Genomic DNA, 13388 nt, shown 5'->3' with positions numbered 1-13388 from the left:
CGCGTCAGAACGGCGCGTCTTCTTCTTCCGGCGCATCGGCCGGCGTCGTGGTGGTCGGTGCCGCCGCGGCAGGCTTTGCGTTGTCGTCGGGCAAGGCCGCAGAGAACGCCGCCTCGCCGCCCAGTGCGTCGAGCAGTGCCGGCACCAGCTGGCCCAGTTCGCCCGTGGCAATGGCCACGTCGGCATCGAAGTTGTCTTCCTTCTTGCCGCCCGAGGCGCCGTCGCCCGTGCCTTCGAGGAAGGTGATCTTGCGGATCAGCATGCCGTGCGTGAGCTCGAAGGACACGCGGTCGTCCCAGGTGAGCGCCAGGCGCGTGGGGCGCTTGCCGTCGGTGATGTGCTTTTGCACTTCCTCGATGTCCAGCGGGTGCTTGGCGTAGCGCACCACGGCCTTGGAGTCGTCCGAGGCCTTGAGCTCGCATTCGCGGTCGATGGTGAACCCGGCCGGCGGCTCCTGCGTCAGCAGCCAGTTGGCCATGGCGGCGGCGGGCTCGATCTGCGTGTTCACCAGGGCCACCGCAAAACCGTCGAGCGACTTCACCAGGCTGGTGACCACTTCGTCGGCGCGCGAGGCGTTGCCGCTGTTGATCACCAGGCGGTTCTCGGCCTTGTCGATCCACACCGTCACGCGCGCGCTGCGCGTGAAGGCCATGGGCAGCAGCTCCAGCGTGATGTCTTCCTTGAGGTCCTTCTTTTCCTTCTTGCCGGGCTTGCGGCCGGTGGTGGCCTCGATGTTCGCGCAGCGCTCGTCGAGCTTGCGGCGCACCACGGAGCCGGGCACGGCCTTGCTTTCGATCATGTACTCGACCAGCCACTGGCCGTCGATGGATTCGACCAGCGGGCCGCCGGCCTCGCCGCGGGGCTCGACCCAGCCGGCGGACTTTTCCTGCGAGGGGCCGCAAGGCACGAAGCGCTGCTTGCCGAGCCCTTCTTCCGCCTCGGTCAGTGTCTGGGACCAGGCAGGTTCGATGCGATAGACGATGACGTTCTTGAATACGGACACGGAAACCCTTTTTCCACTGGTTTGCACAACCGACCATTGTCGGGCACCCGGTTCCGGGCGCCGCCGTAAAATCGAAAGCTTTTGCGACTTCCCCCCGGTCGCACCCCATACCGCTTCCAAAGGAATCAGGAAATGAGCTCGATCCCCCCCTCGCTGGACGACCGTGACGGCAAGATCTGGATGGACGGCGAACTCGTGGACTGGCGCGACGCCAAGATCCACGTGCTGAGTCACACGCTGCACTACGGGTGCGGCGCCTTCGAGGGCGTGCGCGCCTACAAGACGGCGGAGGGCACCGCCATCTTCCGCCTGGCCGAGCACACCGAGCGGCTGTTCAACAGCGCCAAGATCCTGCGCATGACGATTCCGTTCTCGCAGGAGCAACTCAACGAAGCGCAAAAGCAGGTGGTGCGCGAGAACAAGCTCGAAAGCTGCTACCTGCGCCCGCTGATCTGGATCGGCTCCGAAAAGCTCGGCGTGAGCCCCAGGGGCAACAAGATCCACGCCATGGTCGCGGCCTGGTCGTGGGGTGCGTACCTCGGCGAAGAAGGCATGCGCCGCGGCATCCGCGTGAAGACGTCGAGCTACACCCGCCACCACGTCAACATCACGATGACGCAGGCCAAGGCAGTGAGCAACTACACCAACTCGATCCTGGCCAACATGGAAGCGCTGGACGACGGCTACGACGAGGCGCTGCTGCTCGACGCGAGCGGCTTCGTGTCCGAAGGCGCGGGCGAGAACATCTTCGTGGTCAAGGGCGGCGTGGTCTACACGCCCGACCTGTCGGCCGGCGCGCTCAACGGCATCACGCGCAACACCATCCTGCACATCTGCAAGGACCTGGGCCTGGAGCTGGTGCAAAAGCGCATCACGCGCGACGAGGTCTACATCGCCGACGAGGCCTTCTTCACCGGCACCGCCGCCGAAGTGACGCCCATCCGCGAGCTCGACCGCATCGAGATCGGCAACCGGGGCGACGGCGGTTCGCGCGGCCCCATCACCGAAAAAATCCAGTCTGCCTTCTTCGACATCGTGAACGGCAAGAACCCCAAGTACGCCCACTGGCTCACGAAAGTCTGAACCCCATGTCTACCAATGCAGTCGTCGAACTCCTGGCCAAGGAGCTCAATCATCAAGGCGGCGTGTTCTGCCCCAGCCCCAAGGCCGACATGAAGCTCTGGAACAACCACCCGAAGGTCTACCTCGACGTGGCGCGCACCGGTGAAGCCAAGTGCCCGTACTGCGGCACGGTGTACCGGCTGAAGGCCGGCGAAACGGTGTCGTCGCGGCACTGACGCCGCCGCGCGCCGGCCTGCCGCTTCGCCGCGGCCGGCCTGGCGCCCGTGGCGCCTCTAGCGGCCCTCTGGCGGCTGAGTCAGGGCGCCAGCACCAGCGGCAGCGTCTTCTGCCCGCTGATCCACTCGCCGCGCAACCCCGTCCCTTCGGGCACCAGGCGCAGGCGGGTGTCCTTGGATTCTTCCAGCGCCAGCACCCCGTCGCGGTACGTGCCGAACACCGAAATCGGCTTGCGATAGCGGTCGTAGAAATAGGTGCCGCCGACCGAGCCGTCGCTGGCCAGCGGCTGCAGCCGCAAGGTGACCGGCAATCGTGCATCGATGCTGCCGCGCAGCACCTGGTCGAACGCCGAAGCCGGCGCGCTCGCCGTGCCTTCTCCCAGCAGCAACGCGCGGCCGTAGGCCGTGAGCCACGGCGCCAGTTGTGCCGGCGTGAAGCGGCTGCTGAAGTCACCGAGGTCGTCGAGCGCGCGCAACGCATGGTTGCTGCAGCGCCCCTGCGTGAACAGCACGCCCTTCGCATCGATCTCCATGCTGCGCAACGGGTCCATCTTCAGCCAGGACGGGTCCTGGCGCGACTGCAGGCATTCGGTGTAGAGCGCCGCCTTGTCCTCGCGGTCCTCTTCCTTGGCGCGCGCCTTGCCGCCCAGCGCGGCGATTTCCTTGCGCAGCCGGGCGACGTTGTCGGCCTGCACCTTGCGCGCCATTTCGGCGAGGCCGGCGGCCGTGAACAGGTCGGCCGGCGCGAGATGGCGTCCGGTCGCCGCGTCGAACGCATGCCCGACGGCGAAGCTTTCGCAGTACGCGCCGCAGCTTTCGCCTTCGATGCGCAGCGACAGCAGGCGGGCGTCGTTGCGCAGCACCTCGTAGCCGAGGTTCGGCAGGGTCTTCCACTGCTGCGCCTCCACGCCGCGCAGACCGTCCGCGGCACGTGCCGGCGCCATCGCCTCGAAAGTCTCGATGAAAAGAAACTGGTTGATGCGATCGGCCGCCTTGGCATCGTCGGCGCGCACCCATGGAAAGCGCTGCGCTTCCTGCCCTGTGCCGTGGACCAGACCCTGCACGACGGCCGGGGCCGCGTGCACGCTGAGAGCGCAGGCCACCAGCAGGGCGGCGAGGATGTGACGTTTGTTGTTCATGGAGTCTTGTTCGTCTGGAGCCGCCGGCGCGGCCACAGGTCGCGCCACGGATCCGGGTCTTGCCTTTCCTGTGCGAGCCGCAGGTAGATCATCGCGATCCACAGCAGCGCCAGGCCGATCTGCGCGTCGCGCAGCGCCGAGTTCACGCTCGACGCGATCAGCGCGATCAGCGTGGCTGCCAGCGCGTAGCGGCCCGCGATGTCGGGCCGTTTCCATGCCTGCCAGACGGCGCCGACCATGATGAACAGCAGGCTCAGCACGGCCGGCAGCCCGCCCTGCGAGCCGACCCACAGGAAGTCGTTGTGCGGCATGTTCGAGTCGGCGAACATCGCCGGCCCGCGCTTGTGCCACTGCTCGGTCCAGCCGCCGATGCCCCAGCCGGTGAGCGGCCGGTCGGCGATCATGCGGCCGGTGTCGCGGTACATGTAGTAGCGGATGACCCAGCTGCCCTTGAAGACGGCGCCGGCCTGCGCTTCCTCGAGTTCCTGCACGCCGGTCTCGACCTTGTGCTGGAGCTGCGGCAACTGGTAGAGCCCGGCCCCCAGCACCACGGTGCCCAGCACCAGCGCGCCCACCAGCATCTTCAGGTGATTGCGCCACTGGTGGATGCACACCATCGGCACCACCAGCAGCAGCGCAAGCACCGAGGTGCGCGAGGTGAGCGGCAGCGCCACCACCAGGCCCAGCCCGAGCATCAGCACGAAGGCCGGCACGGCCCGCAGCGGCCTGTGCGCGGCGATCTGCGCAATGCCCCACACGGCGGCCGTGGACGCCACCACGCTGAACAGCAGCGCATTGCTGATCGACTTGTTGCCCACCTCCATGACCACCGCGCGCAGCGGCGACCAGAGCGGAAAGCCGATGACGTAATAGGCCACGATCAGCAGAACGCCCAGCGCCGCCGCCAGCAGGAAGCCGCGCAGCGCCCAGATTGCCTCCTCGCGCGTGAGCGCCATCGCCATCAATACCGTGAGGCCGATGCGCAACCCGTGGAACAGGTTGGAGGGGGTTTCGGGGTAGTGCGGCCTAACGGCCAGCACCACGAGGGTCCAGGCCAGGTAGGCCATCACCGGCCACCACAGCGGGTTGGCACGCAGCCGCGCGATGCGCTCGCGGCCGTCGCCGGCCACCAGCAGGGTGAGCATCAGCAGGATGGCTGAAAGGTAGGTGACGCCGACCGGCATGAACACCACCAGCCCCCAGAACATGGCCGCGGGCCGAACGATGTGCGATCTCTGCATAGGGGCGGGATTTTAGGTGCGCCCCGAGGCACCAACCTGACCAGCCCCGCGGTGGCGAGGGTGGCGCGCTCAGTGCCCGCGCGCGGCGGCCGGAAGGCGAATGACGAAGCTCGCGCCGCCGCCCGGCCGGTCTTCGCAGCGCACCGTGCCGCCGTGCCGCTCGGCGATCGACTTCACCAGTGCCAGCCCCAGGCCGACGCCGCCGTTGCGTTCGCTGGCGCCGGGCAGCCGGTAGAAGGGCTCGAAGATGCGCTCGCGCAAGGCGGGCGGCACGCCTGGGCCGCGGTCGTTCACGCGCACCGTGGCATAGCCGTCGGCGCTGCCCAGCTCCACCGCGATTTCGCCGGCGCCGTAGCGGCGCGCGTTCTCCAGCAGGTTGCGAATGGCCCGGCGCAGCAGGCGCGACACGCCCGGCACGGTGAGGTTTGCGTTGTCGGTGCCTTCGGCCAGGTCGAGCTCCGCATTCACCTGCGCGCATTCCTCGGCCGCCAGGCCGGTCAGGTCGACCGCCTCGATGGTGCCCATGTCGGCCTCGCTGGCGTCCAGCCGGCTGGCCAGCAGGATCTCGTCGATGAGCTGGTCGAGCTCGCCGATGTTGCGCGAGATTTCTTCGCGCGCCGACTGGCTCGGGCGCTCGCCCATCAGCTCCAGGCCCATGCGGATGCGCGTGAGCGGCGAGCGCAGTTCGTGCGAGGCGTTGGCCAGCAGCGACTTGTGCGAGCGCACCAGCTTCTCGATGCGTTCGGCCGACGCGTTGAATCGTTTGGAGAGATCGGTCACTTCGTCCTGCCCTTCTTCGGCGACGCGCACCGAGAGATCGCCTTCGCCCCAGCGCTGCACGCCGCGCTGCAGCGACTCCAGCCGCTGCGTGATGCGCCGCACGATCGGGTAGACGCCCAGCGCCACCGCCACGCCCACCAGGGCGATCATCCAGCCCAGCCCGAAGGGCGTGCGCCACGGCGCGAAGCCGCCCGAGCCCGTGGGCCGCTCGCGCGGCGCCACGCGCAGCGTGATGGCCTTGCCGTCGCTGAGCGTCACGTCGAACTCCAGGCCCTGGCCCGGCACGCGCAGTGCGGTGCCTTCGCCTATATGTTTGTCCTGCGCGTCCAGCACGACCACGTTGCGCGGCACCGGGGCCAGCCGCTCGCGCTCGGCCTCCGCGGCTTCACGCACGATCCAGTTGGCCATCAGCGTGAGGATGACGACGCCGCCCACCACCGCGAGCCAGATGCGCACGTAGAGGTGCCGGGAGTAGAGACTGCGCAGCATCACCGGAAGAGGCGGCCGCCGCCGGGCCGTCCCAAGGCGAGCCGCGCCTCCCCCTCGGGGGGTGGCGAATTGCACGGAGCGCAGCGAGTGAAAAGCCGGGGGGTCGACATTTTCTAGTCTTGTTGCTTGGCGAAGACGTAGCCCACGCCGCGCACCGTGAGGATGCGCTTGGGGTTCTTCGCGTCGACCTCGATGGCCGCGCGGATGCGGCCCATGTGCACGTCGATGGAGCGGTCGAAGGCCTCCAGTTCACGCCCGCGCACGGCTTCCATGATCTGGTCGCGCGTGAGCACGCGGCCCGCGCGTTCGGCCATGGCCACCAGCAGGTCGAACTGGTAGGAGGTGAGGTCGGCCAGCGCACCGGCCACCGACACGGTGCGTGCGTTGCGGTCGATCTCCAGCGTGCCGAAGCGCATCACGGTGGAGGCCTCGCTCTCGGTGGCGTTCTCGCTGCGCCGGCGCAGCACGGCGCGAATGCGCGCCAGCAGCTCGCGCGGCTCGAAAGGCTTGGGCAGGTAGTCGTCGGCGCCGATCTCCAGGCCGATGATGCGGTCCATCGGGTCGCCCTTGGCCGTCAGCATCAGCACCGAGACCTTCGACATCGGACCCGGCAGCGCGCGGATGCGGCGGCAGACTTCGAGGCCGTCGGTGTCGGGCAGCATCAGGTCGAGGATCACCAGGTCGGGCGCGTGCTGTTGCAGCTGTTCGAGGCCGCTGGCGCCGTCACCGGCGTGGTTGAAGGCGAAGCCCGACTGCGTCAGGTACTCGCCCACCATCTGCGCCAGGCGGGCGTCGTCTTCGATCATCAGGAGTTGGGGGGTGCTCATGCGCTTCATGGTCGTCCACAGGGAGCAAGCAGGCTTGAACGCTCCGTAAAGTTGGGTAAACCTCAGGTGGCGATGTCAACCGGGTTCGCTGCGAAAAGCATAGCGCCCTGTCCAACGGCCACCGGAGGGAGGTCGAGATTCGCCGCAAGCAGCGCGGGCAGGTCGCCCGCGTCCACGTTCGCGTCGGCGGCACGTGCCCGCGCGAGGATTTCGCCGGCCAGCTGCCGCAGCTGCACGGTCGAGGCGCGGATGCGCGCGCGGAAGGCAGCGTCGTCCAGCGTGTCCTTCAGGCTGCGGTTGAGCTCCGCGAACCACGGCATTGCCGCCTGGTCGAGCATCACGGCCGGGTTGGCCCGGTCGCTCGCGGCCGACCAGTGGCGCAGCAGCGCCTGCACCGCGACGTTCAGGCGCTGGCAGTGCTGCAACTCGCCCTTCAGGCTGCCCAGCGCATGCAGGTCGGTCAGGCGCTGGTGGAAGAAGATCTGCGACAGCACGCCCCAGTAGTAGGCGTAGTCCCAGATCACCTTTACCGGCAGCACCTCGGGGTCGCCGAACAGCGGGTACTGGTCCTGGTAGAGCGCCAGCGTGCTTTCGTAGAACGAGTGGTAGAGCTGGTCGTACAGCTGTGCGCGCGCTTCCAGCGGGCGGCCGGCGCGGTCCTGCGCGACGAGGTCGGTGATGTAGGTGTTGCCGATGGCGATGAAGTCGCTGCCCGGCGAATAGAAGGGGTCGAGAAAGAGCCCTGCCTCGCCCGTCATGGCCCAGCGCTGGCGCCCCGAGAACACCTGCTTGCAGCCGTGCGAGAAGTGCTTGAGGAACGCGAAGTCCTGCAGCAGGTGGCGCTTGCCGTCCAGCGCCTCGTACAGGCGCGGCTGGTAGGTGGCGAACCACGCCATCGCCTTGTCGAAGGTGTCGATGGTGTCCAGCGGATGCAGCTTGGGGTCGGCCACGATGCCCACCGAATGCGAGCCCGAGGCCAGCGGAATCAGCCAGGCCCAGTAGCCCGCGCCCACCAGGTGGTTGGTCGACAGCCAGCGCGACTGCGGGTTGCAGCGCTCGCGCCATTCGGTGCTGTCGCTCCATTCATCGATGGCGATGCGCTCGCCGATGCGAAACCACACCGCGTTCACGTCGTGCGCGTTCGGCTCGGCCAGGCCCAGCTTGCGCTTGAGCATGCCGGCGCGCCCGCACGCATCGATGAGCCAGCGGGCCTGCGTGCGGTGGGTTTGTTCGCCGCGCGTCCATTCGATGTGGTGCGGCGTGGCGGCGTCCTCGGACAGGTCGATGCGGCGCACCAGCGCGCTGTCGACGAAGTGCACGCCCAGCCGCGCGGCCTCTTCGGCCAGGAAGTTCTCGAAGATGCCGCGGTCGATCTGGTAGCTGGGCACCGACAGGTAGCGGCTCGCCCCGATCTCGGTCACGCCTTCGATGTCGCTGCGGCCTTCGCTGAAGAAGAAGCGAAAGCCGAACTTGCGCAGCTGCTTCTCGTCCATGTGGGCCTTCAGGCCGAGCACGGTGTCGAAGTAGTGCGCGCCGATTTCCACCGACGACTCGCCCACCTTGTGTGCCGCGTGCGGCACCGGGTGGGCGCGGCGCTCCAGCACCAGCACGCGCAGGTCGGCGAAGCGCCGGCGCAGCTGCAGCGCCAGCGTGAGGCCGGCCAGGCCGCCGCCCATGATCACCGCGTCGAAGGAGTCAGTCGCAGTGTCTTTCATGGGGTCGGCTCCGGGTGGTGGTTCGGGAAACGGGTGGACGGGCTAGGACAGGGGCTGGAGTCGCAGCCGCAGGGACAGCGAAGGCGACAGCGGCAGATCGACGGGCGCCGCTGTGCCGGCATCGAGGTGCGCCAGCGCCTCGAACAGCCCCAGCGCGTCCGCCATCGGGTTCAGGCCGGCGAGCGACTTCGCAGCGTCCGAGCGCGGTGCCGTGGCGGTGGTGGCCGCTTCGGCATCGCTGGCCAGCGACCATTGCAGCGCTGCCACGGTGCGCTCGGTGGGCGCGGGGGCCAGCACCAATGCCACCGCGAGCAGGCCGCGGCTGTCGGTGACCGAGGTCAGCGCGCCCACCGTGGGCGTGTCGTAGCCCACCAGCAGCACCGGCTCCTGGTCGGCCGCACACTGCACCGCCGCTTCGAGCAGTCCCGAGGCAAAGCTGTGCTCAAAGGCCGACACGGCATTGCTGGCCGCCATGCAGCCGGTGCCGATGGTCCAGTAGCCCACGGCCGCGTTGTGCACCGAGTTGTGGAACTTGGTGGGCGACAGCATCTTCGGGTCGGAGGCGAGCGTGCTGCACATGTAGTCGTTGATCGACAGGTCGCCGTGCGCCGACGTGAACACGCAGGGCACCTCGGCGGCGTTGCGGCCCGAGGCGGCCATGGCGGCGGCTGCCACTTCGAGCGCCAGCGCCACGGTGTCGGGCGCGCGGCGGCGCTCGGCCGGGGCCAGCACCTGCGGCGCGGGGCGCTTGGCGGGCGGGTCGCTGAGCGGGCCTTCGCCGCGGAAGGCGGCGCGCGCGGCCTCCCAGCCGGGCAGGGTGGGGGTCCAGAAGGCGGGGCCTTCGATGTAGAGGGTCGGGGGCATCACGGGCTTGGCGTCGTTCGTGCTCATGCGGGGGCCTTGCCGAACACCAGCGAGCAGTTGTTGCCGCCGAAGCCGAAGGAATTGCTCAGCACGTAGCGCACCTCGCCGTGCACCGGCGCCAGCTGGATCTGCGGGCCGAAGCCTTCGTCCAGCGTGCGGGTGTTCACGGTGCCCGGCTTCAGGCCGCGCTCGATCGCCAGCAGGCTGATGACCGCCTCGACGATGCCCGCCGCGCCCAGCGTGTGGCCCATGAAGCCCTTGGTCGAGCTGGCGTGCGTGTGCGCGGGGAAGCGGCGTGCCACCAGCGCACCTTCGACTTCGTCGTTCTTCTGGCTGGAGGTGCCGTGCATGTTGATGTAGTCGATGTCGTCGGGGGCGAGGCCGGCGCGCGCCAGCGCCTCGTCGAGGGCACGTTCGGCGCCCAGGCCCTCGGGGTGCGGCGTGGACATGTGGTGGGCGTCGCTCGCCTCGCCGTAGCCCAGCAGAAGCAGCGAGGAGGCCGCGGCGCCGGTCTGCACGCGCTCGACCAGCGCAAAGCCGGCCGCCTCGCCCAGGCTGATGCCGTTGCGCTCGGCGTCGAAGGGGCGGCAGGGCTCGGTCGACACCAGCTCGAGCGAGTTGAAGCCGAACAGCACGCTGCCGCACAGCGTGTCGGCACCGCCCACCACGGCCGCGTCGGCCAGGCCCAGGCGGATCAGCCGCTCGGCCGAGGCGAACACCTTGGCGCTGGACGAGCAGGCGGTCGAAATGGTTTCGCTCGGGCCGCTGATGCCCAGCAGTTCCTGCGTGAACATGGCCAGCGAATGGGGCGTGTGCACTGCGGGGCGGCGCTGATTCGGGGGAAAGCTGCCTTCGGCGTCCAGCTGCGTGTAGGCCAGCTCGGTCTCGCCGATGCTCGCGGTGGAGGTGCCCAGGATCAGCGCGATGCGCGATGCGCCGTACTTCTCGCGTGCGGCGGCCACCGCCTCGATGAAACCGTCGGCCTGCAGGCCCATGAACGCCAGCCGGTTGTTGCGGCAGTCCCACTGGGCGAGCAGCTCGGGCAGGCGCACCTCCTCGATGCCGTCGACGCGGCCGATCCAGGTCGGCAGCGGCGCGTCGCCGAAGTCATTGGCGCGCAGGCCGCTGCGCGACTGCGCCAGCGCGTCGGCCAGCGCTTCCTTGCCGACGCCGACCGCGGAGGTCGCCGTGAAGGCGCTGATTTGGAGGGGGGGAATTCGGGACGGCACGATCTTGTAGGTGGGCTTGCTGACAACGGGGGCTCCAGAAGGGAGCGCAAGAAAAGGAAACAAAAAGGAGCAAAAGCGAATGTATACGCGAACAGCCTACCAGTTGCGGGCTGCGCGGGACGTCGGTCGTGTCCTATACGGCCGGGCGCCTGGAGGCCGTCCGGCGGGCGCTTGAACGCGGCTTCAGCGGGGCTTCAAAGCCGTCTCAAGGCCGGTCCGCAGGCCCGGCGACGGCGGTGAGCCGCGAGGCCAGCGCCACCAGCACCAGCACCGGCACGCCCAGCAGCGCGGTGGCGGTGAAGAAGGTGCTGTAGCCGTAGGCGTCGACGAAGACGCCCGAGTAGCCGGCAATGAACTTGGGCAGCAGCAGCATCAGCGAGCTGAACAGCGCGTACTGCGTGGCCGAGTAGCTGATGTTCGTCAGGCTCGACAGGTAGGCGATGAAGGCCGCCGAGGCGATGCCGCCGGCCAGGTTGTCGGCCGAGACCACCGCGATCAGCGCCGTCAGGTCGTGCCCGCGCGAGGCCAGCCAGGCGAACAGCAGGTTGCTGGCCGCGCTGAGCACCGCGCCCAGCATCAGCACGCGCATCACGCCCAGGCGCATCGACAGCACGCCCCCCACGAAGGCGCCCGCCAGCGTCATGACCACGCCGTAGATCTTGCTGACCGTGGCCACCTCGTCCTTGGTGAAGCCCATGTCCACGTAGAACGGGTTGGCCATGATGCCCATCACCACGTCGCTGATGCGGTAGATGGCAATGAGCGAGAGGATCAGCACCGCCTGCCACTTGTAGCGCCGGATGAAGTCGGCAAAGGGCTCGACCAGCACGTTGCGCAGCCACTCGGCCGCGTTCTTGGCCGGGGGCAGCACGCGCTGCACCGGCTCGGGCGACAGCAGCACGGTGACGACGCCGACCGACATGGAGGCCGCCATGACCAGGTAGGCCGTCTTCCAGGCGCCGTTCTGGTAAGCCGCCGCGCCGGTGGCCACCACGGCCGGTGCCACCTCGGCCCAGGCCGCGACCCACAGCACGCCCGCGCCGGCCCAGATCATCGCGAGCCGGTAGCCCGTTTGATAGGCGGCGGCCAGTGCGGCCTGCTTGCGCGTCTCGGCCGATTCGATGCGAAAGGCGTCCAGCGCGATGTCCTGCGTGGCCGAGCCGAAGGCCACCAGCAGCGCGCACCAGATCAGCGGCTTGAGCCCCAGGCGCGGGTCGTTCATGGCCATGCCGACCAGCCCCACGATCACCACGCCCTGCGCCAGCAGCAGCCAGCCGCGCCGGCGCCCGAGCAGGGTGGTCAGCGGCGGCAGCGGCAGGCGGTCGACCAGCGGCGCCCAGACCCACTTGAAGCCGTAGGCCAGCCCGACCCAGCTCAGGTAGCCGATGGTGGTGCGGTCGATGCCCGCCTCGCGCAGGCGAAAGCTCAGCGTGCCCAGCACCAGCAGCAGCGGCAGCCCGGCGGAGAAACCCAGCGCCAGCATGCGCAGCGTGGCGGGCTCGAGGTAGACCTTCAGCGCGTCGCGCCAGGGCGGTTTGGGGGCGGTCGAGGTTTCTGCGGAAGGTACGGGCATGAGCTTCGGATTGTCCATGAGCGCCCGGGGTCATCGCGGAGCGCGTTTGTCTTCATTTGTTCCTATGATCCCGCCCCTATGTGCACACGATGCGACCGCTCCGAATTTGCCGCGCCCGCCATGGCGTCGCCCTGGAACCCCCGGCGGGCCTTCCTGCTGGCTGCCGCCGGCGCGGCCCTGAGCGGCCCTGCCCTGGCGCAGGTCAACGTCGGCAACGCCTCGATGGCGCGCAACCTCGTGCCCGCCGACAAGATCGAGGCGGCCGGCGTGCAGCAGTACGGCCAGCTGCTCGAGCAGGCGCGCGCCAAGGGCGCACTCGCGGCCGACGGCAACCCGCAGCTGCAGCGCCTGCGCACCATCGCCAACCGCCTGATTCCCTTCGCCATGCCGTGGAACTCGCGCGCCCGCGAATGGAAGTGGGAGGTCAACCTGATCGGCAGCAAGCAGATCAACGCCTTCTGCATGCCCGGCGGCAAGATCGCCTTCTTCACCGGCATCCTCGACCAGCTCAAGCTCACCGACGACGAGGTCGCCATGGTCATGGGCCACGAGATGGCCCACGCGCTGCGCGAGCATGCGCGCGCCCGCATGGCCAAGAGCGCGGGCACCGGGGCGGCGCTCTCCATCGGTGCGCAGCTGCTCGGGCTGGGGCAGGTGGGCGACATGGCGGCGCGCGCGGGCACGCAGCTCATCACGCTCAAGTTCAGCCGCAGCGACGAAACCGAGGCCGACCTGGTGGGCCTGGAGCTCGCGGCCCGCGCGGGCTATGACCCGAAGGCGTCGGTGTCGCTGTGGCAGAAGATGGCCACGGCGTCGAAGAACCAGGGCGGGCTGAGCTTCCTGTCGACGCACCCGAGCGGGCCGGACCGCATCGCGAAGCTGGAGGCGAACCTGCCGAAGGTGGAAAAGCTCTACCGGGACGCGAAGAAGAGCTGACCCTCTGTCTTTCTCCCTCGCCCGCTGGGGGAGGGCAGGGGTGGGGCCACGACGGCCTCCGAAAAAGAGCGGCGCCTGATCGAAGGCCTGCCCCCATCCCAGCCTTCCCCCGGAAGGGGAAGGAGTAAATCCCTGCCTGCATTCCCGCCTTGCTCCCTCCCCTCCCGGGGGAGGGTTGGGGTGGGGGCACGACGGCCTCTGAAAAGGAGCGGCGCCTCATCGAAGGCCTGCCCCCATCCCAGCCTTCCCCCGGAAGGGGAAGGAGCAAATCCCCGCCTGATCTGATCCACGTCT

General features: G+C 69.0%; 12 protein-coding genes. 3 read left to right on the top strand and 9 right to left on the bottom strand.

Annotated elements, in window-relative coordinates:
* Positions 1-4 precede the first annotated feature (4 nt).
* Positions 5-1003, bottom strand: a complete 999-nt coding sequence (locus ACSFBM_RS27645) for a recombination-associated protein RdgC (protein ID WP_435438787.1) — start codon at positions 1001-1003, stop codon at positions 5-7.
* Positions 1004-1135: 132 nt separating this feature from the next.
* On the opposite strand from ACSFBM_RS27645, the gene ACSFBM_RS27640 reads away from it, so the two are divergent.
* Positions 1136-2086 carry a branched-chain amino acid transaminase gene (locus ACSFBM_RS27640; RefSeq protein ID WP_435438788.1) on the top strand — a complete coding sequence of 317 codons (951 nt, stop codon included), beginning with the start codon at positions 1136-1138 and terminating at the stop codon, positions 2084-2086.
* Between the two features lie 5 nt (positions 2087-2091).
* Positions 2092-2301 carry a zinc-finger domain-containing protein gene (locus tag ACSFBM_RS27635; protein WP_093127844.1) on the top strand — a complete coding sequence of 70 codons (210 nt, stop codon included), beginning with the start codon at positions 2092-2094 and terminating at the stop codon, positions 2299-2301.
* Between the two features lie 80 nt (positions 2302-2381).
* Here ACSFBM_RS27635 and ACSFBM_RS27630 read toward each other — a convergent pair whose 3' ends face one another.
* From ACSFBM_RS27630 to ACSFBM_RS27595, 8 genes are all read right to left on the bottom strand, one after another.
* Positions 2382-3440: a hypothetical protein gene (locus ACSFBM_RS27630; RefSeq protein ID WP_435487259.1), complete on the bottom strand. Its 1059-nt coding sequence runs from the start codon at positions 3438-3440 to the stop codon at positions 2382-2384.
* Positions 3437-4681: an O-antigen ligase family protein gene (locus tag ACSFBM_RS27625; protein ID WP_435487258.1), complete on the bottom strand. Its 1245-nt coding sequence runs from the start codon at positions 4679-4681 to the stop codon at positions 3437-3439. Before ACSFBM_RS27625 ends, ACSFBM_RS27630 begins: the two co-directional genes overlap by 4 nt.
* A gap of 69 nt (positions 4682-4750) precedes the next feature.
* Positions 4751-5950, bottom strand: coding sequence for an ATP-binding protein (locus ACSFBM_RS27620; RefSeq protein WP_435487257.1), 1200 nt, complete (start codon positions 5948-5950; stop codon positions 4751-4753).
* Positions 5951-6063: 113 nt separating this feature from the next.
* A complete protein-coding gene (locus tag ACSFBM_RS27615) occupies positions 6064-6786 on the bottom strand; it encodes a response regulator (RefSeq protein WP_435438791.1) in 723 nt (240 codons plus the stop codon).
* 53 nt (positions 6787-6839) lie between these two features.
* A complete protein-coding gene (locus ACSFBM_RS27610; RefSeq protein ID WP_435487256.1) occupies positions 6840-8492 on the bottom strand; it encodes an NAD(P)/FAD-dependent oxidoreductase in 1653 nt (550 codons plus the stop codon).
* Positions 8493-8534: 42 nt separating this feature from the next.
* Positions 8535-9383 carry a beta-ketoacyl synthase chain length factor gene (locus tag ACSFBM_RS27605; protein WP_435487255.1) on the bottom strand — a complete coding sequence of 283 codons (849 nt, stop codon included), beginning with the start codon at positions 9381-9383 and terminating at the stop codon, positions 8535-8537.
* Positions 9380-10585, bottom strand: coding sequence for a beta-ketoacyl-[acyl-carrier-protein] synthase family protein (locus ACSFBM_RS27600; protein ID WP_435487254.1), 1206 nt, complete (start codon positions 10583-10585; stop codon positions 9380-9382). Before ACSFBM_RS27600 ends, ACSFBM_RS27605 begins: the two co-directional genes overlap by 4 nt.
* Before the next feature lie 205 nt (positions 10586-10790).
* Complete coding sequence (locus tag ACSFBM_RS27595; RefSeq protein WP_435487253.1) at positions 10791-12176, bottom strand: AmpG family muropeptide MFS transporter; 1386 nt, start codon at positions 12174-12176, stop codon at positions 10791-10793.
* A 60-nt stretch (positions 12177-12236) separates the two neighbouring features.
* Here ACSFBM_RS27595 and ACSFBM_RS27590 point away from each other — a divergent pair, with 60 nt between their 5' ends.
* Positions 12237-13094, top strand: coding sequence for a M48 family metallopeptidase (locus ACSFBM_RS27590; RefSeq protein WP_435487252.1), 858 nt, complete (start codon positions 12237-12239; stop codon positions 13092-13094).
* Positions 13095-13388 lie beyond the last annotated feature (294 nt).

The organism is Variovorax pasteuri, assembly GCF_051216435.1.
Lineage (GTDB): Bacteria > Pseudomonadota > Gammaproteobacteria > Burkholderiales > Burkholderiaceae_C > Variovorax.
This window is presented reverse-complemented; position numbering and strand designations above follow the sequence as displayed.